This is a genomic window from Profundibacterium mesophilum KAUST100406-0324 (genome assembly GCF_009835145.1).
Taxonomy (GTDB): Bacteria; Pseudomonadota; Alphaproteobacteria; order Rhodobacterales; family Rhodobacteraceae; genus Profundibacterium; species Profundibacterium mesophilum.
Genome location: NZ_APKE01000025.1, coordinates 69,948 through 94,568, shown reverse-complemented (window position 1 = coordinate 94,568; position 24,621 = coordinate 69,948). Strand labels below are relative to the sequence as shown.

Genomic DNA, 24,621 nt, shown 5'->3' with positions numbered 1-24,621 from the left:
AGCGTCGTCTTGCCGTGGTCAACATGGCCGATCGTGCCAATGTTAACATGCGGTTTGTTGCGTTCGAATTTTGCCTTCGCCATGGCCGGTCACGCCTCGTTCTGTTCGGGGGCCCGCAGGCCCGTCACTTTCAACGGGCGCTCTCTACCCATGCGGGCGCGCGAAATCAAGAGGCTGCTGCGCTGTCGCGCGGGCCCGGATCGCATGCGCCGGGCCCGGCCCTTGCCGAAGCTCGTCTCGGGGCGCGGCCTATTGTGCGCTCTCCTGGATGATCGCCGGACCTTGCGGCGTGGCGGCGGTGTCGCCGCTCTCCTGCGTGTCCGCGGACGTGTCAGCGGATGCATCCGCGGGCGGGCTCAGCGGCGTCTGCTCGATCGGCGGCGTCGGTGTGGGGGCCGGTTCAGGAGCAGGCGCGGGGGCCGGTGCGGGCTGCGGCGCGGGCGCGGTTGGACGGGACGCGCTGCCGGGCGCGGCCATCATGGGCACCTCGGCGTTGCCGCTGACATTTGCCGGCACGGGCATGGCCACCGGATCGACGATGGGGCGGCTGCTGTGCGAGCGGCTCGACTGCTGACGCGGCGCTGCCGGTGCGGTCACGGGATTCGGCGCGGCCACCCTGCCCGCCGCGACCGCGGCGCGGTCGAAGGGCGTGCGCGGCGTATCGTCGGGAACGAACCAGTCGGGATTGCGCCGCAGCCATGTCTCGAGCGCCTTCGCTCCCTCCTCCGCGAGATTGGAGAGCTGCTCCTCCTTGCCGCGCACATTGCCCGAGCCCACGACCGGGGCGATGTTCTTGAGCCCCTCGAAGACAGTGAAGCGACGCGGCTCCGCGTTGAGCTTCTGTTGCGTGGCGTTGTCGTAGACAGTCACGTCGAAGATCAGGACGGATTTCGGCGTGTAGACCACCGGGAGACCGGGCTGCGCCAGCACGTAGCCGCCGATCGACACACCCAGGTGATAAAGCCCGTTCCCGTCATAGCGGTCCAGCCGGCGCTCGATCGCGGTCGACAGGGCCGCCGTCAACTCGGCCGCGCTCGCCTCGCGCGAGAAGGGCCCCTTCTGGACGCTCTTGGCCATGACCACGTTATGCCCGAGCCTGAAATCGCCCAAGGGGCTGCGCGCATCCTGATCGGCGGTACAGGCAGCGGCGAGAAGGATGGCGCCGAGCGCGGCGGAACGCATGAATGACATGTTTGGGAACCCTCGTGTTTCACCCTCCGCACTAGCTCAGGGCCGGGCGGAATTCAATCGCGCTTGCTTGCCGGACACCTGTCTGGCGACGCGGCAACTCTCATCGACCGTCGAGCGCCGGAATACCAAAGTGTTTTTGTAAGGAATCGGTTGACCGTGGTTTGGGGCCCCATTACCAACTGAAAAAGTAAGGTTTAATGAGGATATCTCCCGATGATTTCTGGCATATTCACCGCCGCGTGGCGCACAGGCCTGTGTGGCAATCCGGCGGCGGCGCTCACGGCGATCACGCTTGTCGCCGGGCTTGCGACCCCGGCGCATTCGGAAGTGACGGCGCCCGAGAAAAGCGTCTCCGCCGCACCGCGGGCGGCGAGCAGCGGCAGCGCGGAAAACACGGGCGCGGACATGGCCCGAGAGACAGCAGAAGCAGGGACGCCAACCGAGGCGGGTCCGATGGAGACAGACCGCTACCTTCGGGATCTCGGACTGATCGACGGTCATCTGCGCGCCGGCGTCGCCCTGTTCGCGGCCGGCAAGCAGGATGGCGCGGCGACGCATATGAAGCACCCGGAGGATGAGATCTACGCGGCGCTCGTTCCCGGCCTGGAGGCACGCGGCGCGCCCGAGTTCGGCGACCGTCTCACGGAGCTTGCCGATCTCGTCGAAGACGGGGCCCCTGCCGAGCAGGTCGAGGCGGCCCATGCGCAGATCGCCGGCCAGATCGACGCCGCCCGCGTCGCCGCCGACGCCGCGCCGCGGGAGACGCTCCTGGCCCTCGCAGCCATGCTGCGCATAGCGGCGGAGGAATACGGCGCCGGTATCGATGCGGCCGGCAAGGTCACCGACCTGCACGAGTACCAGGATGCCTGGGGCTTCGTGGCCGCCGCCCGCGCGCAGGCAGAGCGACTGGCCGAGGAGACGCAAGGCCCGGCCGCGGATGCCGCGCGCGGCGCCCTCAAGGCGATCGAAGCTGCCGGGTCAGCGTTCGGCACTCTCACCCCGGAGCAGCCGATCGAGGGTGACGCGGCACCGCTTCTGTCCGCCGCGGGCCGGATCGAGGCAGCCGCGCAGAAGGCGGGGTGAACGCAAGCACGGCGCCGGGGGCATCCCGGCGCCGCGCTGTTCCGGCAGGGGCGCGCGCCGCCCCCCGATCAGTTGAAGCGGTTGTCGCGGGGAAAGCCGCGCGGCGCCATTCGGCCGGAGCCCGCGCGGCGCGCGATCCATTCATCCAGGTCGGTCTGGGTCCGGGTGCGTCCTGCGGGATCCTTCCAGCTCAGCCCGTCCTGCAGCGTGAATGTCGTCAGATCGCTCAAGCCCCCATCCTTGTAGCGCTGCAACCGCACGCCCTTGCCGCGGCCCATCTCCGGCAGCTCCTCGATCGGGAAGACGAGCACCTTGCGGTTCTCCCCCACCACGGCGACATGGTCCCCGGCGACCGGGCGGCAGATCGAGGCCCGCACCTCGCCGCGCACGTTCAGCACCTGTTTGCCGGCCCGTGTCTGCGCCAGCGTTTCCACCTCGGGGATCACGAACCCGTCTCCCGCGCTCGATGCGACGAGGAGCCGCCGGTCGGGCGCATGGATGAAGAGGTCGACGATCTCGGCCTCGTTGGGAAGATCGACGATCAGCCGCACCGGCTCGCCCATGCCCCGCCCGCCCGGCAGGTTGCTGGCCTGCAGTGTGTAGAACCGTCCGTTCGAGCCGAAGAGCAGCAGCTTGTCGGTCGTTTCGGCGTGGAACATGAAACGCGCCGCGTCGCCATCCTTGAACTTCAGCTCCTTGTCGAGCGCGACATGACCCGACAGCGCGCGAATCCAGCCCATCTGCGAGCAGACGACGGTGATCGGCTCGCGGTCGATCATCGCCTCAAGCGGCACCTCCTCCACCTGCGCCGCCTCGGCGAAACGTGACAGGCGGTGCCCGCGAGCATATTGCCGGCCGAACTGCTTCTTCGTCTCGCGCAGCTGCTCGGCGATCCGTCCCCATTGCAGCGCGGTGTCATCCAGCAACGCATGCAGACCCGCACGTTCGGCATCGAGCGCGTCACGCTCGGCCTTCAACTCGATCTCCTCGAGCCGGCGCAGGCTGCGCAGGCGCATGTTGAGGATCGCCTCGGCCTGGACCTCCGATAGCGGACCGGCCCCCTTGGCGGGCGGGACGTAATCGGCCTCGCTCATCGCGCGCGGGATGTCGCGGTCCCATGTCTCGCGCATCAAGGCGTCCTTCGGACCCTCGTCGTAGCGGATGATGTCGATCACCCGGTCGAGGTTGAGGAAGGCGATGATGAACCCCTCGAGCACCTCGAGCCGGTGGTCGATCTTCTCGAGCCTGTGACGGGTGCGGCGCAGGAGCACTTCCCGGCGGTGATCGAGAAAGGCGCGCAGCACTTCCTTTAGCGAGCAGACCTTGGGCGTGCGCCCGTCGATCAGCACGTTCATGTTGAGCGCGAACTTCACCTCCAGATCGGACGCTTTGAACAACATGTTCATCAGCATGTCCGGATCGACATTCTTCGACTTGGGCTCGATCACCAGCCTGATGTCATCGGCGCTCTCGTCGCGCACATCGCCCAGGATCGGCAATTTCTTGAGCTGGATGAGCTCGGCGATCTTCTCGATCAGGCGCGACTTCTGCACCTGGTAGGGGATTTCCGTGACGATGATCTGCCACAGGCCCCGGCCGAGATCCTCTCGCTCCCAACGCGCCCGCAAACGGAAGGAGCCGCGCCCTGTCCTGTAGGTCTCGACCATGCTCTCCTGCGGCTCGACGATCACCCCGCCGGTGGGAAAATCGGGCCCTTTCACGTGGTTCAGCAGTGTCTCGTCGCGGGCATCGGGCGATTTGATCAGGTGCAGGCAGGCATCGACCAGCTCGGCGATGTTATGGGGCGGGATATTCGTCGCCATGCCCACGGCGATGCCCGATGAGCCGTTCGCCAACAGGTTCGGGAAAGCCGCCGGAAGCACCACCGGTTCGGTCAGGGTTCCGTCGTAGTTTTCGCGGAAATCGACGGCGTCCTCGGACAATCCCTCGAGCAGCGCCTCGGCCGCGATGGTCATCCGCGCCTCGGTGTAGCGCGAGGCGGCCGGGTTGTCGCCGTCGATGTTGCCGAAGTTGCCCTGCCCGTCCACCAGGGGGTAGCGGACCGCGAAATCCTGCGCGAGGCGGGCCATCGCGTCATAGATCGCGGCATCGCCATGCGGGTGATAGTTGCCCATCACGTCGCCGCTGATCTTCGCGGATTTGCGAAAACCCCCGTTGGAGCCGAGCCGCAGCTCGCGCATCGCATAGAGGATGCGCCGGTGCACCGGCTTGAGCCCGTCGCGCGCATCGGGCAGCGCCCGGTGCATGATCGTGCTCAGCGCATAGGTCAGGTAGCGCTCGCCGATGGCACGGCGCAGCGGCTCGATCAGGTCGCCCTGCATGCCCGATTGAGGCCGCGGACCGGACGGGATTTTATCGTTATCATCACTCATCTACCGGGGGATAGCGGCGCCGCACGCGCCGGTAAAGCGCGCCTCGTGCAAAAAACAATGAACTTTTCACCCCCGATGCAAGTTCATGGCTCAAGGGTTACATAAAACGACGCGAGGTTCGAGATGGTACGGCTGACGCTTCTTCTGCTCATGGGAATTGGAACGACGATGGCGATCGCCGGCCGCGACCTTCCGCAAACCGAGGGCAACGGCGTCGAAGTCGCGCGTATGGATACCGGCGATACCGGCCTGCTCCAAGCGGCTCCGCAGCAAGCCCATCGCCTGTCGCTCGACGACGAGGCCGGCGCGATCGAGCTGGCCCTTGCCGCCTCCATGACAAGGCAATCGCAGAGTGCCGCCCCGGCAACCGTGACACGCGCCGTCGCCCCGGCGCCCGCGGCAGAGCCCAGCCAGCCACTCTGGACCGTGACCGCCGACGCGGTGAACCTGCGCGCCGGACCCTCCACCGCCAATCCCGTCGTGGGCCAGGCCAATTCCGGCGCCCGTGCCCAGGTGCTCGAGCAGACCGACAATGGCTGGTATCGCATCCGCCTGAGCGAATCCAATCTCGACGCCTATATCTACGGCCGGTTCCTCGACAGCAGCAGCTGATCGGCGCCCCCGCCCGGCATGACGCGTTCGATCCTGATCACGGGCTGCTCCTCGGGGATCGGCCGCGATGCGGCGGTGACGTTGAAGGTGCGCGGATGGCGCGTCTTCGCCGGTTTGCGCCGCGCCGAGGATGCCCGCGCGCTCGAGGCGGAACACGGGCTTGAGACCGTCCTCATCGATCTCGCCGATCCCCGCAGCATCGAGACCGGCTTCGACGACGTGCTCTTGCGCAGCGGCGGCACGCTGGACGCCCTTTTCAACAACGCCGCCTATGCCATTCCAGGTGCGATCGAGGATATGCCCGTCGATGCGCTGAGGGCGATCTTCGAGACCAATTTCTTCGGCTGGCACGACCTGACCCGGCGCGCCATCCCGGTGATGCGCCGCCAGGGACATGGGCGCATCGTGATGAACAGTTCGGTGCTCGGGATGGTCGCCGCCCCGTGGCGCGGCGCCTACAACGCCAGCAAGTTCGCGCTTGAAGGGCTGACCGATACGTTGCGCGTCGAGATGCGCGATACCCCGGTCCATGTCGTGACGATCGCGCCCGGACCGATCCGCACCCCGTTCCGGCGCAACTCGGTCCCCCATTTCGAGCGCTGGATCGACTGGCGCGCCTCGCCCCGCGCGGCGCAGTATGAAAGCGCACTGCTGCCGCGCCTCTACGCGCCCCCCCGGCGGAACCGGTTCGAACTCATGCCCGCCGCCGTGACGCGGCATCTGCTGCACGCGCTCGAGGCACCGCACCCGCGCCCGCGCTACCACGTGACCGTGCCGACCCACGCGATGGGGGCGCTGCGCCGCATCCTGCCGGTGCGCGCGCTCGACGCGATCCTGAGCCGCGGCTAGGGGCGGCCGGGGCGGCGCCATGCGATGCCATGCGATGACGCGGCGCGGGAATGCGCGACATCTTCGCCCGCGACCGCGCGTCCCCTTCGCAATCGCGCGCCGCGCGCCTATCCTCTGGCGTGACAGTGGAAAAAGGACCGCCCATGTTCCAAGACCCCCTCTTCATCCTGGTCGCGATTGCCGTCTTGGCCGTGCTGGCCATCCTGCTCTTCGGGATCGGCGGCTTCGCCAAGGGCGGCGATTTCAACCGCAAGCATGCCAACAAGGTGATGCGTTACCGGATCTACGCGCAGGCCGTCGCCATCGTCGCGATCCTGCTCTTCGTCTATTTCCGCCGCGTGGGAGGTTGACCATGGTTGTCCTGAACAAGATCTACACCCGTGGCGGCGACGCCGGAGACACCGCGCTCGGCAATGGCGCCCGCGTTGCCAAGCATGATGCCCGCGTCGAAGCCTATGGCACCGTGGACGAGACCAATTCGCTGGTCGGCATCGCGCGCCTCCACGCCTCCGGCGAGATGGATGCGGCCCTTGCCGCGATCCAGAACGATCTCTTCGATCTCGGGGCCGACCTGTGCCGCCCTGACATCGCGTCCGACGCCGAGGCCGAATATCCGCCGCTCAGGATCGCCCAGTCCCAGGTCGATCGCCTCGAGCGCGAGATCGACGCGATGAACGGCGCGCTTGCTCCCTTGCGCAGCTTCATCCTGCCGGGCGGCAGCGCGCTGTCGGCCCATCTGCACCAGTGCCGCACCGTGTCGCGCCGCGCCGAGCGCCTGACCGTGGCCCTCGCCGCCGGTCAGGATGTGAACCCCGCGGCGATCCGCTATCTCAACCGGCTCAGCGATTGGTGTTTCGTGGCCGCGCGCGCCGCCAACAACGGCGGCGCCGACGATGTCCTGTGGGTGCCCGGCAATAACCGCTAGGTGGAACGGCGCCTTGCCGATTGGCGAAAACGTGGCGTTTGCGTGCTGCGCCGCGGCTTTTTTTCTCTGTTGCAAGGCGCGTCCACGCGCTACGCCTATGCTCGAACAAAGGGAGTTGCGCCAATGAAGGTTCTAGTGCCGGTCAAGCGCGTGATCGACTACAATGTGAAGGTTCGCGTCAAGTCAGACGGGTCCGGGGTCGATCTCGCCAATGTCAAAATGTCGATGAACCCGTTCGACGAGATCGCGGTCGAGGAGGCGATCCGGCTGCGCGAGAAGGGTGCCGCAGAGGAAGTCATCGTTGTCTCGATCGGGGTGAAGCAGGCGCAGGAAACCCTGCGCACCGCCCTCGCGATGGGCGCCGACCGTGCCATCCTCATCGTGGCCGCCGACGACGTGCATACCGATATCGAGCCGCTCGCCGTTGCCAAGCTTCTCAAGGCCGTGGCGGATGCCGAGGCACCCGGCCTCGTGATCTGCGGCAAGCAGGCGATCGACAACGACATGAACGCCACCGGCCAGATGCTGGGCGCCCTGCTCGGATGGAGCCAGGCCACCTTCGCGAGTGCCGTCGAGATCGAGGGCGAGCACGCCACCGTGACGCGCGAGGTCGATGGTGGCCTGCAGACGATCAAGGTGAAGATGCCGGCCATCGTGACCGCCGATCTGCGTCTCAACGAGCCGCGCTACGCGTCCCTGCCCAACATCATGAAGGCCAAGAAGAAGCCGCTCGAGGAGAAGACGCCCGAGGATTACGGCGTCGATGTGAGCCCGCGCCTCGAGGTGGTCGGAACCTCGGAGCCCGAGGCGCGCAAGGCGGGCGTTCTCGTGGGTTCGGTGGACGAGCTCGTCGACAAGCTGAAAAATGAAGCGGGGGTGATCTGATGGCCGTTCTTCTACTTGCCGAAGTGACCGATGGCACGCTGAGCATGGATGCGACCGCCAAGGCGGTCAGCGCCTGTGCCGACCTGGGTGACGTAACCCTGCTTTGCACCGGCGCGTCTTGCGCCGACGCAGCCGAGCAGGCGGCGACCATCGAAGGTGTTGCCAAGGTGCTCTGCGCCGAGGACCCGCTCTACGGCCACCGCCTTGCCGAGCCTGTCGCCGCGCTGATGGTCGATCTGGCGGGGGATTACGTGCATATCGTCGCGCCCGCCACCACCGATGCCAAGAACATCCTGCCCCGTGTCGCGGCCCTGCTCGACGTGATGGTGATCTCTGATGTCTCCCGCGTCGTCGACGCGCAGACCTTCGAGCGTCCCGTCTATGCGGGCAACGCGGTGCAGACTGTCAAATCCTCCGACCGGATCAAGGTTCTGACGGTGCGCACGTCGACCTTCGACGCGGCCGGCACCGGCAACAGCGCCCCCGTCGAGAAGATCGGCGCCGCGTCCGATCCCGCCCTGTCGCAATGGGTCGAGGACAAGGTCGCCGAATCGGACCGGCCCGACCTCACCTCGGCGGGAATCGTCGTCTCCGGCGGCCGCGGCATCGGCTCCGAGGAGAACTTCGCGATCGTCGAGAAGCTGGCCGACAAGCTCGGCGCCGCCGTCGGCGCAAGCCGGGCTGCGGTGGATTCGGGCTATGCCCCGAACGATTGGCAGGTCGGACAGACGGGCAAGGTCGTCGCCCCCGCGCTCTACATCGCCCTCGGCATCTCGGGTGCGATCCAGCATCTCGCCGGCATGAAGGACAGCAAGGTCATCGTCGCCATCAACAAGGACGAGGAGGCGCCGATCTTCCAGGTGGCCGATTACGGTCTCGTTGGCGATCTCTTCGAGCTGGTGCCCGAACTGACCGAGAAGCTCTGATCCCATCGGGACGGTTGCATCGCGAAGGCCCGCCGAAGACGGCGGGCCTTTTGCATGTCAGCCGATCCGCCTGTGACATTCCCCGCTTGCGGCCCGCCGGGCCCTGATCGCATCGGCAATGGCATCCGCGGCGCGCATATGCGTCCTGGGGCCCGGAACCTGCAGGGCGACCTGCTGCTCGCCGGGGCCGAAGACCTTGTCACCGAGGGCCGCCGCCCGCTCCTGCGGCGTCTCGACCACTTCCACGAGACCGATCAGCCGTCCTTCCACCGCGTCGAGCATTGCGCGCGTCACGAAGAGCGGCGCGCCGCCCCAGACCGTGCTTTCCGAGCCACCGGGCCCGCGATCGGCGATCCATACGAGCACTGCCTTGCGGCCGACCCTGTCCGTCAGCAGGCGCATCTTCGCGATCCAGAGCCGCTGCAGCTCGCTCAGCACCAGTTCGAACCGGCTCGGGGATGTCTCGATCAGGCAATCGAGCATATGCCGCGTGAAATGGAAATGCGTGAAGTCGATCTCCGGATAGAGAGCGCGCAACATCGCGCTTGCCTTCACGAACCTGTCGTTGCGCCGGGGATGCACGGTGTAGAACCTGTTCGTCAGGTTATGTGCACCGAGCACCTGGATGACCGTCACGGCCGAATGCGCACATGTCTCGATGACCGTGGCATCGCCGAGGAACACGTCGATCCCGGCATTGACGTAGCCGAAATTCACACAGCGCAGATCCATGTCCTGCTCGAGGATGTCCGGAAACGGTTGCGCAACATAACGCCCGTAGGTCTCCGTTCCTCCGATGCAGGACAGATATTCCCCGCCAAGCTGCCGCCGCGGCCCGCGAAAGGACAATGGTGACGTGCCATATCGGCAGGTCGGAAAATCGGAGGCCCTGGTGCCCCCGGCGATCATTCCCGTACGCTTCACATCCTGTACCCCCTGTACCCCACCATGCCAGTCTCGTCGCAAACCCTTCCCATTCCCCTAATGCACGAGGGCGGGATGCCGTCTTTGCGCCTTGCATCGCGCCGCGCGCGGCCCTTACAGTCCGCCCGACGACGAGTTCGGGAAGGGGCATCGCATGAGTATCGAGACGGTGGGCGTGATCGGCGCGGGACAGATGGGCAACGGCATCGCCCATGTCTTCGCGCTTTCGGGATACGAGGTCCTTCTCACGGATGTGAGCCAGGAGACGCTCGACCGCGCGCGCGGCCTGATCGATGGCAATCTCGAGCGGCAGGTCCTTCGCGAGAAGATCAGCGCCGAGACCAAAAGCGAGGCGATGCGCCGGATCAGGACGACCCTGAAACTGTCCGATCTGGGCGCGACGGATCTCGTGATCGAGGCGGCGACTGAGCGCGAGACCATCAAGTCCGCGATCTTCGAGGACCTGCAGCCGCATCTCAAGCCCGACACGATCCTGACATCGAACACTTCGTCGATTTCGATCACGCGGCTCGCCAGCCGCACCGACCGTCCCGAGAAGTTCATGGGCTTTCACTTCATGAACCCGGTGCCGGTGATGCAGCTGGTGGAACTGATCCGGGGCATTGCGACGGACCAGGAAACCTTCGAGCAGCTGCTCGCCGTCGTCGGCAGGCTCGGCAAGACGGCGGCGACCGCCGAGGATTTCCCCGCCTTCATCGTCAACCGCATCCTGATGCCGATGATCAACGAGGCGGTCTACACTCTTTATGAAGGGGTCGGGAACGTCTCCTCCATCGACAGCGCGATGAAGCTGGGGACGAATCATCCCATGGGGCCGCTCGAGCTGGCCGACTTCATCGGGCTCGACACCTGCCTCGCGATCATGAATGTGCTGCATGACGGGCTCGCCGATACCAAGTATCGCCCCTGCCCCCTGCTCACCAAGTATGTCGAGGCCGGCTGGCTCGGTCGCAAGACGGGCCGTGGATTCTACGACTACCGCGGCGATACGCCGAAACCCACCCGCTGATCCGGGGGGGGCTGCCGGGATCGCCGCGCCGGCCTGCCCGCCCTACATGTCCTCGCCGAAGCGGTCCGCGACGAGCGCCTCGATCGCATCGGCGAGCGAGCGCGCCTCGGGTCCCGAAGTCGCCACGTCGATGCTGGTGCCGCGATGCGCCGCCAGCATCAACAGCCCCATGATGCTGTCCCCCGACACGGTCTGACCGTCCCGGGAGATCCGCGCGCGCGCGTCATGACGTTCGACGACCTCGACGAGCCGCGCGGATGCACGGGCATGCAGCCCCTTCTCGTTCACGATCTGCAGGGTTCTCTCGATCGTTTCAGACACGGTCTTCGACCTCGCCCCTGTGCATCTGGAATGTATCGATATACTTGCGCCCCGAGGCCAGCGCCGAGCGCACCGCCTCCGCCACCGGCAGATTGCGGGATTTCGCCAGTTTGATCAGCATCGGCAGGTTCGTTCCATAGATGATCTGTCGATCCCGCGGGCTGCAGGCCATGAGGCTCAGGTTCGACGGGGAGCCGCCGAACATGTCCGTGGCGACGACGACGCCGTCGCCGGTATCGACACCGTCGGCCGCGGCGCAGATCTCCGACTGCTTGTCGGCCCGATTGTGGTCGGGTTCGATGGAGATGGCCTTGATCCCGGCCTGCTTTCCGACCACGTGCTCGACCGCTCGCAGGAACTCCTGCGCCAATCCGCCATGGGCCACGATGACAATGCCGATCACGGCGCAAATCCTCTGTCCGGGCCCGCATTCAAGGTCGCGCGCCGTTCAAGCTCCCTGTGACGAGTTGATACCCGCCACCCTTTCTGCACAAGGGCCCGGGACAGCTTCTCCGCCACGGCAACCGACCTGTGTTGCCCTCCGGTACACCCAAAGGCAATGGCGAAATGCGTCTTCCCCTCCGCACGGTAAGCCGGAAGAAGGGTCAGGGTCAGTGTTTCGATCTGCGCGAAGACCGCCTCGAACCGCGGATCCTCCGCGATATACCGCGCCACCTCCTCGTCGCGCCCGTCCCGCTGGCGCAGGCTTGGCTCCCAATGCGGATTGCGCAGGAACCTCATGTCGAACACCATGTCCACGCCGCGCGGAAGACCCCGCTTGTAGGAGAAGGACTGGACCGACAGGGTCAGGCCCTCCGTCCCCTTCATGTCGAACCATTGGCCGATCTCGGCGCGCAGGTCGTGGGGGTTCATGTCGGACGTGTCGATGAGGATGTTCGCCCGCGCGCGAATCGGAACGAGGTGGTCGATCTCCTGCGCGATGCCATAGGCCGGCATTCCGTCGGGGGCGAGCGGATGGCGGCGCCGCGTCTCCGAGTAGCGCCGCTCGAGCACCCCCGGCTGCGCATCGAGATAGAGCAGCTCGACATTGATGTCCGGCGCGGCCATCAGCCGGTCGACCGTGTGGACCATGGCGTCGGTGCTGAAATCACGGTTGCGCGCATCGATGCCGAGCGCGAGGGGCCGGTCATGCGGCCGCCCGTCCAGCAGCCTGTCCGTCAGGGACAGTGGCATGTTGTCGATGGCCTCGAAGCCCAGATCTTCCAGCGCGTTGATCGCGGTCGAGCGCCCGGCGCCGGAAGGACCCGTAACGAGCACGAGCCGCGCACCTGCGGCGGGACGCGGGGCGGATGGTTCAGGCATCGCGGTCGTCATCGGCTTCGGTCCAAACCCTTCTTGAGCAATTGCAACAGTGCGGGACCCAGATGATCGTTTTCCCCGCCGGGTATCAAGGTGACCAAGTGACCCAAGAGGTTCAGATCACGCAGTTGTGGTAGGCGCTCGCGGGCCGCCTGCGCGAGGTCGACAGCGCAGATGACGGAGGCCGCGGTCGCCGCATCGGCTTTCAGCAGGCCGATGCCCCGCGCCTCGATCAGGCCGTGGATCGGCGCGGGCGCCCGGGCCAGAAGCTCGTCGCCGCGCCGCGTGACGCAGGTCCGGTCATCGGCGACCAGCTCGGCCCCGTAGGCCATCAACTGCAGGGCCAGGCGCGACTTCCCGCTTCCCGATGGCCCGAGGATCAGCACGGCCCGCCCGTCCCAGGCGACACAGCTGGCATGCAGCGTCGCCTCGGACCTATCGGACGGGCTCACACCGGCAGGCCGACCACGAAACGGGCACCGAGCGGCTCGGAGGTCGGATCCGCATCCGTCGGCTGGATATTCTCGGCCCAGATGACCCCACCATGCGCCTCGACGATCTGCTTGGAAATCGCAAGGCCCAGCCCCGAATTGTTCCCGAACTGCCCTTCGGGGCGCTCCGAGTAGAAGCGGTTGAAGACCTTTGCGAGCGCCTGCTCGGGAATGCCGGGGCCGGTATCCTCGACCACCACAAGCACGCGGTTCTCCCGGCGGCGCACCCAGACACGGATCGCATCGCCCTCTTCGCAAAAGGAGATCGCATTCGTGATGAGGTTGACGAAGACCTGCGCCAGCCGGCTCTCCAGGCCGTCGATCACGATCGGTGCGGAAGGCAGGTCGCAGATGAACTCGATGCCCTTGGCCTGTGCCTCACCGCCAAGATAATCTCCCAGATTGTCGATCATCTTGAGAAGGTTGAAGCTTTCCTCGTCTTCCTTGACCAGTTCGCTGTCGAGGCGTGATGCATTCGAGATGTCGCTGACGAGGCGGTCGAGGCGACGCACATCGTGATCGATCACGTCGAGAAGCTTCTCACGCTGCTCTTCTTTCTTGATGAAGCGCAGGCTGCCGACAGCGGAACGGAGCGAGGCGAGCGGATTCTTGATCTCATGGGCGACATCGGCGGCGAACTGTTCGTTCGCATCGATCCGGTCGTAGAGTGCCGCGACCATTCCGCGGAGGGCACCTGACAGCCGGCCGATCTCGTCGGGACGCGCGGTCAGGTCCGGGATCCTCACCCGGCCGGGCTTGACGGCCTTGGCGTTCTTGTCGCGGCCGATCTCGGCCGCCGCGGCCAGATCGCTCAGCGGGTTGGCGATCGTGGAGGCCAGAACGAGGCTCAGGCCAATGGAGACCAGGATCGCGATCACGAACATCTGCAGGACCTGTTCGCGCTCGGCGCGCACCAGCCGATCGATCTCGCCTGCCCCGCTGGTCAGGGCAACCACGCCGATCACGTCGCCATTGCGCAGAACGGGCGTCGCCACCGCGAAGATCGTGCTGCCATTGGTGATCAGCCCCGTTTCCACATGGGTGGCCCCGGACAAGGTTCGGCGCACGAGCTCACGCGCCAGGCGCTCGGCCTCGACATTCGGATCCCCGGGCAGCTCGGTCATCAGCAGCGCGGCGGCAGAGGTCCATGCGCGGTTCAGGAAATCGGTGATCGCCGTGCTGCCCCCGGCGGCGCCCGGGCTGACGAGGCCGGGCTGGGTCCGGCCCTCGGTCGAGCCGGCGATCTCCATGTCGGGGGTGAAGACGAAGACGCGTGTGCCGAGGGAGGGGTTGATCCCGCGCAAGGTCGCGAGCGGATCGAAGCCGTCCTCGCCGAGCGTGCCATTGCCGGCGGCCAGCTGTGCCTCGAAGACATCGGCGATCAGCTCGGCCTCGGTGACGAGACCGGCCTCGCGCTGGAAGACCAGGCTATCGCGGAACGGGTTGAGATAGAGCACCCCCGCGACCAGCACCAGGATCGCGAGCAGGTTGAAGGTGATGATCTTGCGGGCCAGCGGCGAGCGGTTGATCGCGATCAATCCGTGCTTCTGGCGCCGTTGACGCAGCTCGCGCTCGGCGGTGGCATCCGCGCCGACCCAATCCTCGCCGAGCAGCACGCCGTTCTCGTGCAGGCCACGCTCGTTCGTATCGATATCGGATGCCATTGCCATTCGGCTTACTCTTCGTTGTAGCGGTAGCCGATGCCGTAGAGGGTCTCGATCGCCGAGAATTCGGGATCGACGCTGCGCATCTTCTTGCGCAGGCGCTTGATGTGGCTGTCGATCGTCCGGTCATCGACATAGACCTGATCGTCATAGGCGACATCCATCAGCTGGTCGCGGCTCTTGACGAAGCCGGGCCGCTGGGCCAGCGCCTGCAGCAGCAGGAACTCGGTCACGGTCAGGGAGACATCCTTGCCCTTCCACGCGACGGCATGGCGGGCGGGATCCATCTTCAGCTCGCCGCGCTGCATCACCTGGCTGGCCTCGACCTCGGTGACCTCCTCGCCCGACAGGACCTCCTGACGGCGCAGCAGGGCGCGGATCCGCTCGACGAGCAGGCGCTGCGAGAAGGGTTTCTTGACGTAGTCGTCGGCCCCCATGCGCAGTCCCAGAACCTCGTCGATCTCGTCATCCTTGGATGTCAGGAAGATCACCGGCATCGCCGTCTTCTGGCGCACCCGTTGCAAAAGGTCCATTCCGTCCATCCGCGGCATCTTGATATCGAAGACGGCCATGTCGGGAAGCTTCTTGCTGAAGGCGTCCAGTGCGGCCTGCCCGTCATTGTAGGTCTCGACCTCGAAGCCTTCGGCCTCCAGCGTCATGGAAACGGATGTCAGGATATTCCTGTCATCGTCGACCAGTGCGATCCTAGACATGTCTCGATAGTCCTTGTGCTGCTCGCGAATGTGCCAAACGGTATTATTGTAAGTTTTCCCGCCACAATCCGTAGATGGCGAGCCGGAATCAACAAATAACGCGAATCGCGCCCTTCGACTGCCACAATCTGGACAGTTGATCCTTGAGAATGACTTAATTGCCGCAGTCCCCCGTCGATCGGCGCCGTCGGGCGCCCCGCCGAGTCGCCCTCGGCGCGGCGCCGACAACCGGCCCGAACGCAGCGCGCCGGCCATGCCCGGAAACTTGATTGCGCTAAAGCCAACTTGCTATCGCTAACAGCGACGTCTTGACCTGTTCTCCGGCAATTCGCCCATGCTACTTCACGTGCAACAACAGTCCTTGCCGCGGCGTCAGGCGCGGTTCTCATCCTGGACCGTCGGCAATATCGGCATAGGAGCAGCCTCTCATGACATCAGGTCGCGTCAACCCCAAACACCGTCTCGAAGATCAGGGCATCGATGGCCTGGGAGCGGTCGCCTACAATCTCATCGAGCCGCAGCTCATCGAGGCGGCCCTTGCGCGGGGCGAAGGCAAGCTCGGCCAGGGCGGCACCTTCCTCGTCTCGACCGGCAAGCACACCGGACGGTCACCCAAGGACAAGTTCGTCGTGCGCAGCCCCGAGCTGGAAGATACCATCTGGTGGGAGAACAACGCGCCGATGGAGCCCTCCTCCTTCGATGTGCTCAAGGCGGACATGATCGCCCATATGAAGGGCCGCGACTACTTCGTGCAGGATCTCTACGGCGGCGCCGATCCGGCTCACCGGCTCGATGTCCGCGTCATAACCGAGCTTGCCTGGCACGCACTCTTCATCAGGCACCTGCTGCGCCGTCCCGAGGCCGAGGCGCTCGCCAGCTTCGTGCCCGATTTCACGATCATCAACTGCCCCAGCTTCAAGGCCGATCCCGAGAAGCATGGCTGTCGCTCCGAGACGGTGATCGCGATCAGCATGGCCGAGAAGACGATCCTGATCGGCGGCACGGAATATGCCGGCGAGAACAAGAAATCCGTTTTCACCCTGCTCAACTACCTGCTGCCCGAGAAGGGCATCATGCCGATGCATTGCTCGGCCAACCACGCCCCCGGCAACCCGGTCGACACGGCCGTCTTCTTCGGCCTGTCGGGCACCGGCAAGACGACTCTCTCCGCCGATCCGAGCCGCGTTCTGATCGGCGATGACGAGCATGGCTGGTCGGATCGCGGGACCTTCAACTTCGAAGGCGGCTGCTATGCCAAGACGATCAACCTGAGCGCCGAGGCGGAGCCCGAAATCCACGCGACGACCAAGCGCTTCGCGACCGTGATCGAGAACATGGTCTATGACGAGGAAACGCGCGAGCTTGATTTCGAGGATGACAGCCTGACCGCGAACATGCGCTGCGCCTACCCGCTGCACTACATCTCCAACGCGTCGGAAACCGCGCTGGGCGGCCATCCCAAGAATGTCATCATGCTCACCTGCGACGCCTTTGGCGTGCTGCCGCCGATCGCGCGGCTGACCCCGGCGCAGGCGATGTATCACTTCCTGTCGGGCTTCACCTCCAAGGTCGCGGGCACCGAGCGCGGCGTGACCGAGCCCGAGCCCACCTTCTCGACCTGTTTCGGTGCCCCCTTCATGCCGCGCCGGCCCGAGGTCTACGGCGAACTGCTCAAGGGCAAGATCGCCAAGCATGGCGCGACCTGCTGGCTGGTGAACACCGGCTGGACCGGCGGCGCCTATGGCACCGGCAGCCGCATGCCGATCAAGGCGACGCGCGCGCTTCTGACGGCGGCACTCGACGGCTCGCTCGACAAGGCGCCGTTCCGCAAGGACAGGAATTTCGGCTTCGAGGTTCCGACCACGGTGCAGGGCGTTCCCGACATCCTGCTCGATCCGCGCCGGACCTGGGATGACGGCGAGGCCTATGACCGCCAAGCGGCCAAGCTGGTCAAGATGTTCTCCGAGAACTTCGCCCAGTACGAGGCGCATATCGACGAGGATGTGCGGGCCGTCGCGCTCGGCTGAGCCCGTATCGCGGCGCGCGCCCCGCCGGGGCGCGCGCCGCACCCATTCAGCCCATGAGGCCCCTGCGAATGAGGTTCGCACCGGCCACGACCAGGACGACCAAGGTCAGACGCTTGAAGCGCGCCTGATCGAGCCGGTCGCAGAAGGCCATCCCCAGGGCCATGCCGGCCAGCGCCGGAACCAGCAGCCCGGCGGAGAGCGGCAGGGTTTGCGCGTTCAGCACGCCAGAGCGCAGATGCGCGGCGAGCAGCATGACCGAACCCATCCCGTAGACGACGCCCTGAACCCTGATCTGCTGCGCCTTGGGAGTGTCGAGCGCGGTGAGATACATCACCGTCGGCGGCCCCCAGACCCCGGACATGCCGCCCATGAAACCGGCGAAGGCACCGATCCCGAGCTCGGCACGGCGCCGCGCATGGGCGGGAATGCGCGGCGACCAGCCGGCAAGCTGCGCGATGGCGAAGCCGGTCACCGGCACCCCGAGGATCAGGTAGAGCAGCCATGCCGGCAGAAGGGTCAGCAACTGCGCGCTGCCCATGATGAACAGCATCACGATCACGATGTAGCGCCAGTGATCGACGAAAGCGGCCCGCGCCGCGCCAAGCCCGCCGCGCAGCGCCTGCCAGATGTTGCTCACGAGCGTGGGCAGGATGATGGCGGCCAGGGCCAGCTCGGGCGCCAGCACCGATCCCAGGCCGGAGATCATCAGCATCGGCATGGCGAAGCCCACGGCCCCCTTGACGAATCCGGCGGCGAGGGTGATCGCAATGACGACGATCCAGAGAGATGTATCATCCATACGACCCCTATACGCCGCGCCGGAAAGAACAGCGACCGCAATTTTTCGTGTCATTTTCGTACGAAAGCGTGCTCTATTTTGAAATCTTCTTGCGCAACGGCGCGCGGCGATCTAAGTCTTTCGCAACTGCAGAAAAGAGGAGCCGCCGATGCCGCATGAAGGACAAGCCCCGACCCATGCCTCCACGGCCGCGCTGGATGCGGCCACGCTGCTGGCGCTGAGCGCCGATGCGCTGATCCCCGCGGAGGCACTCGTCGATGCCGCGACGCGGCACCTGCGCGAGATGGTTTCGCGCGAGGGGCGGATCGACGCCGCCGCGCTCGAGGCCGAACAGACCGCCGTTCATGGCCTGGCATGGCTCGCGACATACACGCAGGCCCTGCGCCAGCTTCAGGAATGGGCCGCGCGCCTGTCCGCGCAGGACCGGTTCGGCGAGATCGAACAGCTCATCCTGTCGATCGGGTTCGGAGAATATCTCGCCCAGATCCGCGGCGGCCTTCCGATGAGCCAGACCGAAATCCTGCGTCCGGCCGATATCGGCCTCGGCCCGGACCGCGTCGCCGCCTTCGAAAGCGAGAGCGTGCTGCGGCTGATCGAGGCGGGGAACACGCCGCGTGCCCGCGCGCGTCTCGTCGCGCTGATGGAGGAGCAATCGGCGGAGCTGATCGCCGGGGCCAGCGGCCTCGACGAGGAGCTCGAGATGATCCGCGCGCAGTTCCGCCGTTTCTCGGCCGAAAAGGTCGAGCCGCATGCGCATGACTGGCACCTCGAGGATGAGCTGATCCCGATGGAGATCATCGCGGAAATGGCCGAGATGGGTGTCTTCGGCCTGACGATCCCTGAGGAATTCGGCGGCTTCGGATTGAGCAAGGCGGCGATGTGCGTGGTCTCCGAGGAACTCAGCCGGGGCTACATCGGCGTCGGCAGCCTCGGCACACGCTCCGAGATCGCCGCCGAGCTGATCCTGTGCGGCGGCACCCGGGCGCAAAAGGAGAAATGGCTGCCCGGCCTCGCATCGGGCGAGATCCTTCCGACGGCGGTCTTCACCGAGCCCAATACCGGCTCCGACCTCGGCAGCCTGCGCACGCGGGCGACGAGGAATGGCGAGGATTACACGGTCACCGGCAACAAGACCTGGATCACCCATGCCGCGCGCACCCATGTGATGACCCTGCTGGCCCGTACCGATCCCGAAACGACCGATTACCGCGGCCTGTCGATGTTCCTCGCCGAGAAGACCCCTGGCACCGATGCCGAGCCCTTCCCCACTCCCGGCATGTCGGGCGGCGAGATCGAGGTGCTCGGCTACCGCGGCATGAAGGAATACGAGCTTGCCTTCGACGGCTTCGAGATCAAGGGCGAGAACCTTTTGGGCGGCGAGGAGGGCAAGGGCTTCAAGCAGCTCATGCAGACCTTCGAGAGTGCCCGGATCCAGACCGCCGCACGGGCCATCGGCGTTGCGCAATCGGCGCTCGATGTCTCCATGCGCTATGCACGTGATCGCAAGCAGTTCGGGAAATCCCTGATCGAGTTCCCGCGCGTCGGCGGCAAGCTGGCGATGATGGCGGTCGAGATCACCATCGCGCGGCAGCTGACCTATTTCTCAGCCGCCGAAAAGGACGAGGGACGGCGCTGCGATCTTGAGGCGGGCATGGCCAAGCTGCTGGCCGCGCGCGTTGCGTGGTCGAGCGCCGATAACGGGGTGCAGATCCATGGCGGCAACGGCTTCGCACTGGAATATGGCATCAGCCGCATCCTGTGCGACGCGCGTATCCTGTCGATCTTCGAGGGTGCCGCCGAGATCCAGGCGCAGGTGATCGCCCGCAGGCTTCTGGGCTGAAGAGCTCGCGGGGCATCAAAAACGCCGGCGCATCCGTTCGACGAGACGGGTGCGCGCACCCGGTATCGGCCGGTCGCCCAGGGCCGGCGCCAGCCGCGTGTCGAGGAAATGCCCGGTGAGCCGCAAACCGTCGAGCAGCTCGCCCGCCGTCGCGGGCCCTTGCCCGAGCAGGCAGGGCGGCAGCGGCAAGAGACGGTCGGCCCAATCGCCCGCAGCCTCGCGCGAGACCGCGCGCCCGGTGCGCGGCGAGACGAAGGCCAGATTCTCGCGGTCGCCACTCAAAGTGCAGCGGCTCAGATCGAGACCGAAGCCAAGCTCCTCCAGGAGCGCCATCTCGAAGACGAGATAGGCCAGCGGCCAGACATCCTCGTCACCGAGCATGTCCAGCAGCGCGACGCTGCGCGTGTAAAGACCGGGATGCGGCTCGCGCTCGGGCAGGGCGAATGCCAGAAGCGAAGTGACCGCCGACAGCCCGGCAAGCGCGAGGGGATCGGCGAAATGGGCGGACCGGCTGCGGACCGGCTCGATGGTGAAGGCGCCGAGGTGATCCTCGAGCCGCGCTCGCCAGGAGAAGGAAAGCTGACCGCCGGGCTGCAGAAGGGGCGCCATCCGCCGGCCGCCCCCCCCGCGCACCACCCCGGCATGCCGTCCATGGCTGCGGGTGAAGGCCTCCACGATGGCCGAGGATTCGCCATGCTTGCGCACCGACAGGAGCACCCCCTCCTCCTGCCACGCGATCACCGGGCAGGTTCCGCCGCGATGACCGAACGGCTGGCGGGCATGGCCGGGATCATTCCGACAGGCCCTCCTCGTCCAGAAGATGCCGCCCCGCGCGGTCCTCGACCTCGATCACCCACAGATCGGGATCGAAGCGCCGCTGAGCCGCGATGCTGGCCTCGACGGCGGCATCCTCACCTTCCGTCAGAACGATCCACCGCCGCATGTCGCGGCTCATGTCGAAGCCGCGCTGGAACAGGCGGGCCATGCCGTCGAGCGTCGACAGCTTGACCAGCACCGCGCCCGCCGTCGCATCCCCGCGATGCAGCACGAAGGCCGGAATGTCGCGCAGCGCCAGGCGGCGCAGGTAGGCATGGACCCAGAACTCGGCGCTCAGGCGGCCCATCGCGCGGCCCCGTCGCGGCGCGGGTTACTCGCCGTCACGAAAATCGAGCCCCATTTCCGAGAAACGCTCCGCTTCGTCGAGCCATCCGGGCCGCACCTTGACCTGCAGGAAGAGATGCACCTTGCGGCCGAGAAACTCCTCAAGCTCCACCCGTGCCGCCTGCCCCACGGCCTTGGCCGTCTCGCCCTTGCGTCCCAGAACGATGCCCTTGTGGCCGTCCCGGATCACGTAGATGACCTGGTCGATCCGGGCCGAGCCATCCTTGCGCTCCTCCCAGGCTTCCGTCTCGACCGTCAGCTGGTAGGGCAGCTCCTGATGCAGGCGCAGCGTCAGCTTCTCGCGGGTGATCTCGGCGGCAATCATGCGCATCGGCAGATCGGCGATCTGGTCCTCCGGATAGAGCCAGGGCCCTTGCGGCACGTGCTGCGCCAGCCAGCGGCGCAGATCGTCCACGCCATGGCCCTTCTCGGCCGAGATCATGAATGTCTCGGTGAACGCGTAGGCTTCGTTCAGCGCCTTGGTCAGGCCCAGCAGGGCCGGCGCCGAGACCCGGTCGATCTTGTTGATGGCAAGGGCCACCCTCGCGCCGCCGGCACGCTCGCGCAATCCGTCGAGGATCGCCTCCACGCCTTCGGTGATGCCGCGATGCGCCTCGACCAGCAGCACCACGATATCGGCATCGGCCGCCCCGCTCCAGGCCGCCGCGACCATGGCCCGGTCGAGCCTGCGCCGGGGACGGAAGAGACCGGGCGTGTCGACGAAGACGAGCTGCGCGTCGCCCTCCATCGCCACGCCGCGGATCCGGGCCCGGGTCGTCTGCACCTTGTGCGTGACGATCGAGACCTTGGCCCCCACCATCCTGTTGAGAAGGGTCGACTTGCCCGCATTCGGCTCGCCGATGAGGGCGATGAAGCCCGCGCGTGTCTGGGTCATTCTTTCTCCATCCTCTCGAGGAGGGCACGGGCGGCGGCCTGCTCGGCCACCCGCTTGCTCGGGGCGGTGGCCCGTTCCGAGGCGCCGTTCTGAAGCCGCGCCTCCATGGTGAAGACGGGCGCATGGTCGGGGCCGTCACGGGCGATCTCGACATAGGAGGGCGGGCTGAACCGTCTGGCCTGCGCCCATTCCTGCAACGCGGTCTTGGCATCGCGCGCGTCCTCGTCGAGCTCAGCGATCCGGTTGCGCCAATGCGACAGGACCACCTGCCGGGCCGCCTCGTAGCCCCCGTCGAGATAGATCGCGGCGATCACCGCCTCCATCGCATCGCCGAGCAGCGCCTCCTTGCGTCGCCCGCCCGACATCATCTCGGATCGCCCGAGACGCAGCACCGTGCCAAGTTCGATCTCGCGCGCGACCTCGGCGCATGTCTCCTTGCGCACCAGGGCGTTAAAGCGCGGGGCAAGCCGGCCCTCGGCGGCCCGCTCGTCGGCATCGAGCACCGCCTCGGCGATCACGAGCCCGAGCACCCTGTCGCCGAGAAACTCGAGCCGCTGGTTGTCGGGCCGGGTGCTGCTGGAGATCGAGCTGTGCGTGAGCGCCCGGATCAGCAGGCCGGACGCTGCGAAGCGATGGCCGAGCCGTTCCTCGAAGGCCTTCTGTTCGGCCGAGAGTTTCACACGATCTTCTCGAAGAAACGGTCCGCGCGCCAGGTCCAGAAGAACAGCATCGAGCGTCCCGCCGAGGAGAAGATCACGCGGTCCGCGCGGCCGATCAGGTTCTCGTAGGGCACGAAGCCGACCCCCATCGCGTTCTGGCTGACGCGGCTGTCGGTGGAATTGTCGCGGTTGTCGCCCATGAAGAAGTAATGTCCCTCAGGCACCGTGTAGACCGGCGTGTCGTCGAGCCGGCTTTCGCGGATGTTGAGGATGTCATGGCGCACCCCGTTGGGCAGGACCTCGGTGAAACGCGACTTGCGGCATTCGCCGCCGAGCGGGACGCCGCCATTCTCGCATTGCGGCAGGTTGCCCACGGGGCCCTGTTTCTCGAAGGCCTCGATGAAGACGCCGTTGGGCTCCTGCGGGGCCATCGTGCCGTTGATATAGAGAACGCCGCCCTTGACCTGCACGCTGTCGCCGGGAAGCCCGATCAGCCGCTTGATGAAGTCCGACTTGGTCACCGGGTGACGAAAGACCACCACGTCGCCGCGCTCGGGCTCGGAGCCCAGCCAGCGCCCGTCGATGAAGCTGCACATCGCGAAGGGGCACGAATATTGCGAATAACCGTAGGCCATCTTGTTGACGAAGAGGAAGTCGCCGACCAGCAGCGTGTCCTTCATGCTCCCCGACGGGATCCAGAAGGGCTGGAACAGCAAGGTGCGAAAGATGCCCGCAATCAGAAGTGCATAAACCACCGTCTTGATGGTCTCGAGAATTCCATCGCGTTTCTCGGCCGTCTCAGCCATGAAGTGCCCGCCGTGTCATTGCCGCCCACCCTACCGGGGCCAATGCTTCATGGTTTGACAGGCAAGGGGTGTCAAGTTTGCCGCCCCGCCCCGGATGCGGTCATTCGTCTCCGTCGGCATAAAGATCGAGCACCTTTTCGGCATCGACGCCGCCGGCATAGTCGAACCCCTGCCCCGACGCCTCGCGGAACGCATCGATGGTGATCGAGGGAAACTGGAAGTATCGCGCCGCGACGCGCGGCTTGTCCGCCGCAAAGACGAGGCGGTCGATCCCGCTGAAACGCATCGCCGCGAGGCACATCTCGCAAGGCTGCAGGGTCGAGACCAGCGTCGCGCCAGACAGGTCGCTGCGGCCCAGCGCGCGGCAGGCCGCGCCGATCGCCACGATCTCGGCATGGCGTGTCGGATCATGATGGAGATGGACCTCGTTCACCCCGACGGCGACAACGCGGTCCTCCAGCACGATCGCGGCGGCGATCCCGGCGCGCGGCCCCGCCCCCGCGGCATCGCGCGCCGACCGGATGGCATCGGCGAGGGCACCGCGTTCGGCTGGTGTCGGGGTCATGGCGGCGTCCTCGCTATGCGGCGGCCCGCGCGGCGGGCCATCGGCAGGGCAACGCGGCCGGCCGGCGCACGTTCCCTCGCCGCGCGTTCGCCCCGGCACCTGGCTGCTGGCGGCTCAGTCCGGGCGCGCCTCGATCACCACGAAAGCCTGCGCCCAGGGGTGATCGTCGGTCAGCGTGACATGGATGATCGCCCTATGCCCGTCCGGGGTCATCTCGGCGAGACGCTGCGCGGCCCATCCCGTGACATGCATGACGGGCTGCCCGGTCGGAAGATTGCTCACGGCCATGTCCTTCCAGGCGATACCCATGCGCAGCCCCGTTCCCAGCGCCTTGGAGCACGCCTCCTTGGCCGCCCAGCGCTTGGCATAGGTGCCGGCGACATCGGCGCGGGCCTCCGCCCTGGCCTGTTCGCGCTCGGTGAAGACACGGTTGCGGAAGCGGTCGCCGAAGCGCTCCAGCGTTCCGGCGATCCGCTCGATATTCGCAAGGTCGGTACCGATGCCGAGGATCATGACGAACCGTTAGCCTTCCCATAGCGGCC

Annotated in this window: 28 protein-coding genes; 10 read left to right on the top strand and 18 right to left on the bottom strand. The window is 66.4% G+C overall.

Going from position 1 to position 24,621, the window contains the following annotated elements; translation table 11 throughout:
- Positions 1–83 (bottom strand): GTP-binding protein (locus PMES_RS16715; RefSeq protein ID WP_236549664.1); only part of this gene is annotated, 83 nt, incomplete at its 3' end.
- A 166-nt stretch (positions 84–249) separates the two neighbouring features.
- On the bottom strand, positions 250–1,191 hold the full coding sequence (locus PMES_RS10900) for a hypothetical protein (RefSeq protein ID WP_159965712.1): 942 nt from the start codon (positions 1,189–1,191) through the stop codon (positions 250–252).
- 213 nt (positions 1,192–1,404) lie between these two features.
- On the opposite strand from PMES_RS10900, the gene PMES_RS10895 reads away from it, so the two are divergent.
- A complete protein-coding gene (locus tag PMES_RS10895; RefSeq protein WP_159965711.1) occupies positions 1,405–2,274 on the top strand; it encodes a 4-helix bundle domain-containing protein in 870 nt (289 codons plus the stop codon).
- 68 nt (positions 2,275–2,342) lie between these two features.
- Here PMES_RS10895 and PMES_RS10890 read toward each other — a convergent pair whose 3' ends face one another.
- A complete protein-coding gene (locus tag PMES_RS10890; RefSeq protein WP_201288990.1) occupies positions 2,343–4,667 on the bottom strand; it encodes a DNA topoisomerase IV subunit A in 2,325 nt (774 codons plus the stop codon).
- A gap of 123 nt (positions 4,668–4,790) precedes the next feature.
- Here PMES_RS10890 and PMES_RS10885 point away from each other — a divergent pair, with 123 nt between their 5' ends.
- From PMES_RS10885 to PMES_RS10860, 6 genes are all read left to right on the top strand, one after another.
- Positions 4,791–5,279, top strand: a complete 489-nt coding sequence (locus PMES_RS10885) for an SH3 domain-containing protein (RefSeq protein WP_159965710.1) — start codon at positions 4,791–4,793, stop codon at positions 5,277–5,279.
- An 18-nt stretch (positions 5,280–5,297) separates the two neighbouring features.
- On the top strand, positions 5,298–6,128 hold the full coding sequence (locus PMES_RS10880) for an SDR family NAD(P)-dependent oxidoreductase (protein WP_159965709.1): 831 nt from the start codon (positions 5,298–5,300) through the stop codon (positions 6,126–6,128).
- A 143-nt stretch (positions 6,129–6,271) separates the two neighbouring features.
- Positions 6,272–6,478, top strand: a complete 207-nt coding sequence (locus tag PMES_RS10875; RefSeq protein WP_159965708.1) for a twin transmembrane helix small protein — start codon at positions 6,272–6,274, stop codon at positions 6,476–6,478.
- 2 nt (positions 6,479–6,480) lie between these two features.
- On the top strand, positions 6,481–7,053 hold the full coding sequence (locus PMES_RS10870; protein ID WP_159965707.1) for a cob(I)yrinic acid a,c-diamide adenosyltransferase: 573 nt from the start codon (positions 6,481–6,483) through the stop codon (positions 7,051–7,053).
- A gap of 123 nt (positions 7,054–7,176) precedes the next feature.
- Entirely contained in the window at positions 7,177–7,938 is a 762-nt protein-coding gene (locus PMES_RS10865) for an electron transfer flavoprotein subunit beta/FixA family protein (protein WP_159965706.1), read from the top strand.
- Positions 7,938–8,864: an electron transfer flavoprotein subunit alpha/FixB family protein gene (locus PMES_RS10860; protein WP_159965705.1), complete on the top strand. Its 927-nt coding sequence runs from the start codon at positions 7,938–7,940 to the stop codon at positions 8,862–8,864. Before PMES_RS10865 ends, PMES_RS10860 begins: the two co-directional genes overlap by 1 nt.
- 57 nt (positions 8,865–8,921) lie before the next feature.
- Here PMES_RS10860 and PMES_RS10855 read toward each other — a convergent pair whose 3' ends face one another.
- Positions 8,922–9,788 carry a DUF6473 family protein gene (locus tag PMES_RS10855; RefSeq protein WP_159965704.1) on the bottom strand — a complete coding sequence of 289 codons (867 nt, stop codon included), beginning with the start codon at positions 9,786–9,788 and terminating at the stop codon, positions 8,922–8,924.
- A gap of 154 nt (positions 9,789–9,942) precedes the next feature.
- Between PMES_RS10855 and PMES_RS10850 the strand changes: the two genes are divergently transcribed.
- Positions 9,943–10,818: a 3-hydroxybutyryl-CoA dehydrogenase gene (locus PMES_RS10850; RefSeq protein WP_159965703.1), complete on the top strand. Its 876-nt coding sequence runs from the start codon at positions 9,943–9,945 to the stop codon at positions 10,816–10,818.
- Positions 10,819–10,860: 42 nt separating this feature from the next.
- On the opposite strand, the gene PMES_RS10845 is transcribed toward PMES_RS10850, so the two are convergent.
- Genes PMES_RS10845 through PMES_RS10820 form a run of 6 tightly spaced genes read right to left on the bottom strand, consistent with a single transcriptional unit; the run spans position 10,861 to position 15,327 of the window.
- Positions 10,861–11,139 (bottom strand): HPr family phosphocarrier protein, encoded by a 279-nt coding sequence (locus PMES_RS10845; protein WP_159965702.1) that lies wholly within the window; start codon positions 11,137–11,139, stop codon positions 10,861–10,863.
- Positions 11,132–11,542 (bottom strand): PTS sugar transporter subunit IIA, encoded by a 411-nt coding sequence (locus PMES_RS10840; RefSeq protein WP_159965701.1) that lies wholly within the window; start codon positions 11,540–11,542, stop codon positions 11,132–11,134. The genes PMES_RS10845 and PMES_RS10840 overlap by 8 nt, the downstream gene beginning before the upstream one ends.
- Complete coding sequence (gene rapZ / locus PMES_RS10835; RefSeq protein ID WP_159965700.1) at positions 11,539–12,462, bottom strand: RNase adapter RapZ; 924 nt, start codon at positions 12,460–12,462, stop codon at positions 11,539–11,541. Before rapZ ends, PMES_RS10840 begins: the two co-directional genes overlap by 4 nt.
- An 8-nt stretch (positions 12,463–12,470) precedes the next feature.
- The gene (locus PMES_RS10830; RefSeq protein ID WP_159965699.1) at positions 12,471–12,911 is read right to left on the bottom strand and encodes an HPr kinase/phosphorylase; all 441 of its coding nucleotides are present in this window, start codon (positions 12,909–12,911) and stop codon (positions 12,471–12,473) included.
- Entirely contained in the window at positions 12,908–14,620 is a 1,713-nt protein-coding gene (locus PMES_RS10825) for a sensor histidine kinase (protein ID WP_159965698.1), read from the bottom strand. The genes PMES_RS10830 and PMES_RS10825 overlap by 4 nt, the downstream gene beginning before the upstream one ends.
- Before the next feature lie 5 nt (positions 14,621–14,625).
- Positions 14,626–15,327, bottom strand: a complete 702-nt coding sequence (locus PMES_RS10820; RefSeq protein ID WP_159965697.1) for a response regulator transcription factor — start codon at positions 15,325–15,327, stop codon at positions 14,626–14,628.
- 428 nt (positions 15,328–15,755) lie between these two features.
- Between PMES_RS10820 and PMES_RS10815 the strand changes: the two genes are divergently transcribed.
- Positions 15,756–17,354, top strand: a complete 1,599-nt coding sequence (locus PMES_RS10815) for a phosphoenolpyruvate carboxykinase (protein ID WP_159965696.1) — start codon at positions 15,756–15,758, stop codon at positions 17,352–17,354.
- A gap of 46 nt (positions 17,355–17,400) precedes the next feature.
- On the opposite strand, the gene PMES_RS10810 is transcribed toward PMES_RS10815, so the two are convergent.
- The gene (locus PMES_RS10810; RefSeq protein WP_159965695.1) at positions 17,401–18,153 is read right to left on the bottom strand and encodes a sulfite exporter TauE/SafE family protein; all 753 of its coding nucleotides are present in this window, start codon (positions 18,151–18,153) and stop codon (positions 17,401–17,403) included.
- Positions 18,154–18,301: 148 nt separating this feature from the next.
- Here PMES_RS10810 and PMES_RS10805 point away from each other — a divergent pair, with 148 nt between their 5' ends.
- Entirely contained in the window at positions 18,302–19,993 is a 1,692-nt protein-coding gene (locus tag PMES_RS10805; protein ID WP_159965694.1) for an acyl-CoA dehydrogenase family protein, read from the top strand.
- Positions 19,994–20,008: 15 nt separating this feature from the next.
- On the opposite strand, the gene recO is transcribed toward PMES_RS10805, so the two are convergent.
- The 7 genes from recO to acpS all read right to left on the bottom strand — a co-directional run bounded on the left by recO (position 20,009) and on the right by acpS (position 24,592).
- Positions 20,009–20,731: a DNA repair protein RecO gene (gene recO / locus PMES_RS10800; protein WP_159965721.1), complete on the bottom strand. Its 723-nt coding sequence runs from the start codon at positions 20,729–20,731 to the stop codon at positions 20,009–20,011.
- 52 nt (positions 20,732–20,783) lie between these two features.
- Positions 20,784–21,116 (bottom strand): DUF1491 family protein, encoded by a 333-nt coding sequence (locus tag PMES_RS10795; protein WP_159965693.1) that lies wholly within the window; start codon positions 21,114–21,116, stop codon positions 20,784–20,786.
- A 24-nt stretch (positions 21,117–21,140) separates the two neighbouring features.
- Positions 21,141–22,049 carry a GTPase Era gene (gene era, locus PMES_RS10790; RefSeq protein ID WP_159965692.1) on the bottom strand — a complete coding sequence of 303 codons (909 nt, stop codon included), beginning with the start codon at positions 22,047–22,049 and terminating at the stop codon, positions 21,141–21,143.
- The gene (gene rnc, locus PMES_RS10785; RefSeq protein ID WP_159965691.1) at positions 22,046–22,729 is read right to left on the bottom strand and encodes a ribonuclease III; all 684 of its coding nucleotides are present in this window, start codon (positions 22,727–22,729) and stop codon (positions 22,046–22,048) included. The genes era and rnc overlap by 4 nt, the downstream gene beginning before the upstream one ends.
- Positions 22,726–23,514 carry a signal peptidase I gene (gene lepB, locus PMES_RS10780; protein WP_159965690.1) on the bottom strand — a complete coding sequence of 263 codons (789 nt, stop codon included), beginning with the start codon at positions 23,512–23,514 and terminating at the stop codon, positions 22,726–22,728. The genes rnc and lepB overlap by 4 nt, the downstream gene beginning before the upstream one ends.
- A gap of 100 nt (positions 23,515–23,614) precedes the next feature.
- Positions 23,615–24,079, bottom strand: coding sequence for a nucleoside deaminase (locus PMES_RS10775; RefSeq protein ID WP_159965689.1), 465 nt, complete (start codon positions 24,077–24,079; stop codon positions 23,615–23,617).
- Positions 24,080–24,193: 114 nt separating this feature from the next.
- Positions 24,194–24,592 carry a holo-ACP synthase gene (gene acpS, locus PMES_RS10770; RefSeq protein WP_159965688.1) on the bottom strand — a complete coding sequence of 133 codons (399 nt, stop codon included), beginning with the start codon at positions 24,590–24,592 and terminating at the stop codon, positions 24,194–24,196.
- Between the last annotated feature and the right edge of the window lie 29 nt (positions 24,593–24,621).

Excerpts from the sequence above, each read along its gene's own strand:
- PMES_RS10900 (WP_159965712.1), bottom strand. The coding sequence starts at position 1,191 with ATGTCATTCATGCGTTCCGCCGCGCTCGGCGCCATCCTTCTCGCCGCT.
- PMES_RS10895 (WP_159965711.1), top strand. The coding sequence starts at position 1,405 with ATGATTTCTGGCATATTCACCGCCGCGTGGCGCACAGGCCTGTGTGGC.
- PMES_RS10890 (WP_201288990.1), bottom strand. The coding sequence starts at position 4,667 with ATGAGTGATGATAACGATAAAATCCCGTCCGGTCCGCGGCCTCAATCG.
- PMES_RS10885 (WP_159965710.1), top strand. The coding sequence starts at position 4,791 with ATGGTACGGCTGACGCTTCTTCTGCTCATGGGAATTGGAACGACGATG.
- PMES_RS10880 (WP_159965709.1), top strand. The coding sequence starts at position 5,298 with ATGACGCGTTCGATCCTGATCACGGGCTGCTCCTCGGGGATCGGCCGC.
- PMES_RS10875 (WP_159965708.1), top strand. The coding sequence starts at position 6,272 with ATGTTCCAAGACCCCCTCTTCATCCTGGTCGCGATTGCCGTCTTGGCC.
- PMES_RS10870 (WP_159965707.1), top strand. The coding sequence starts at position 6,481 with ATGGTTGTCCTGAACAAGATCTACACCCGTGGCGGCGACGCCGGAGAC.
- PMES_RS10865 (WP_159965706.1), top strand. The coding sequence starts at position 7,177 with ATGAAGGTTCTAGTGCCGGTCAAGCGCGTGATCGACTACAATGTGAAG.
- PMES_RS10860 (WP_159965705.1), top strand. The coding sequence starts at position 7,938 with ATGGCCGTTCTTCTACTTGCCGAAGTGACCGATGGCACGCTGAGCATG.
- PMES_RS10850 (WP_159965703.1), top strand. The coding sequence starts at position 9,943 with ATGAGTATCGAGACGGTGGGCGTGATCGGCGCGGGACAGATGGGCAAC.
- rapZ (WP_159965700.1), bottom strand. The coding sequence starts at position 12,462 with ATGCCTGAACCATCCGCCCCGCGTCCCGCCGCAGGTGCGCGGCTCGTG.
- PMES_RS10825 (WP_159965698.1), bottom strand. The coding sequence starts at position 14,620 with ATGGCAATGGCATCCGATATCGATACGAACGAGCGTGGCCTGCACGAG.
- PMES_RS10820 (WP_159965697.1), bottom strand. The coding sequence starts at position 15,327 with ATGTCTAGGATCGCACTGGTCGACGATGACAGGAATATCCTGACATCC.
- PMES_RS10815 (WP_159965696.1), top strand. The coding sequence starts at position 15,756 with ATGACATCAGGTCGCGTCAACCCCAAACACCGTCTCGAAGATCAGGGC.
- PMES_RS10810 (WP_159965695.1), bottom strand. The coding sequence starts at position 18,153 with ATGGATGATACATCTCTCTGGATCGTCGTCATTGCGATCACCCTCGCC.
- PMES_RS10805 (WP_159965694.1), top strand. The coding sequence starts at position 18,302 with ATGCCGCATGAAGGACAAGCCCCGACCCATGCCTCCACGGCCGCGCTG.
- PMES_RS10795 (WP_159965693.1), bottom strand. The coding sequence starts at position 21,116 with ATGGGCCGCCTGAGCGCCGAGTTCTGGGTCCATGCCTACCTGCGCCGC.
- era (WP_159965692.1), bottom strand. The coding sequence starts at position 22,049 with ATGACCCAGACACGCGCGGGCTTCATCGCCCTCATCGGCGAGCCGAAT.
- lepB (WP_159965690.1), bottom strand. The coding sequence starts at position 23,514 with ATGGCTGAGACGGCCGAGAAACGCGATGGAATTCTCGAGACCATCAAG.
- PMES_RS10775 (WP_159965689.1), bottom strand. The coding sequence starts at position 24,079 with ATGACCCCGACACCAGCCGAACGCGGTGCCCTCGCCGATGCCATCCGG.
- acpS (WP_159965688.1), bottom strand. The coding sequence starts at position 24,592 with ATGATCCTCGGCATCGGTACCGACCTTGCGAATATCGAGCGGATCGCC.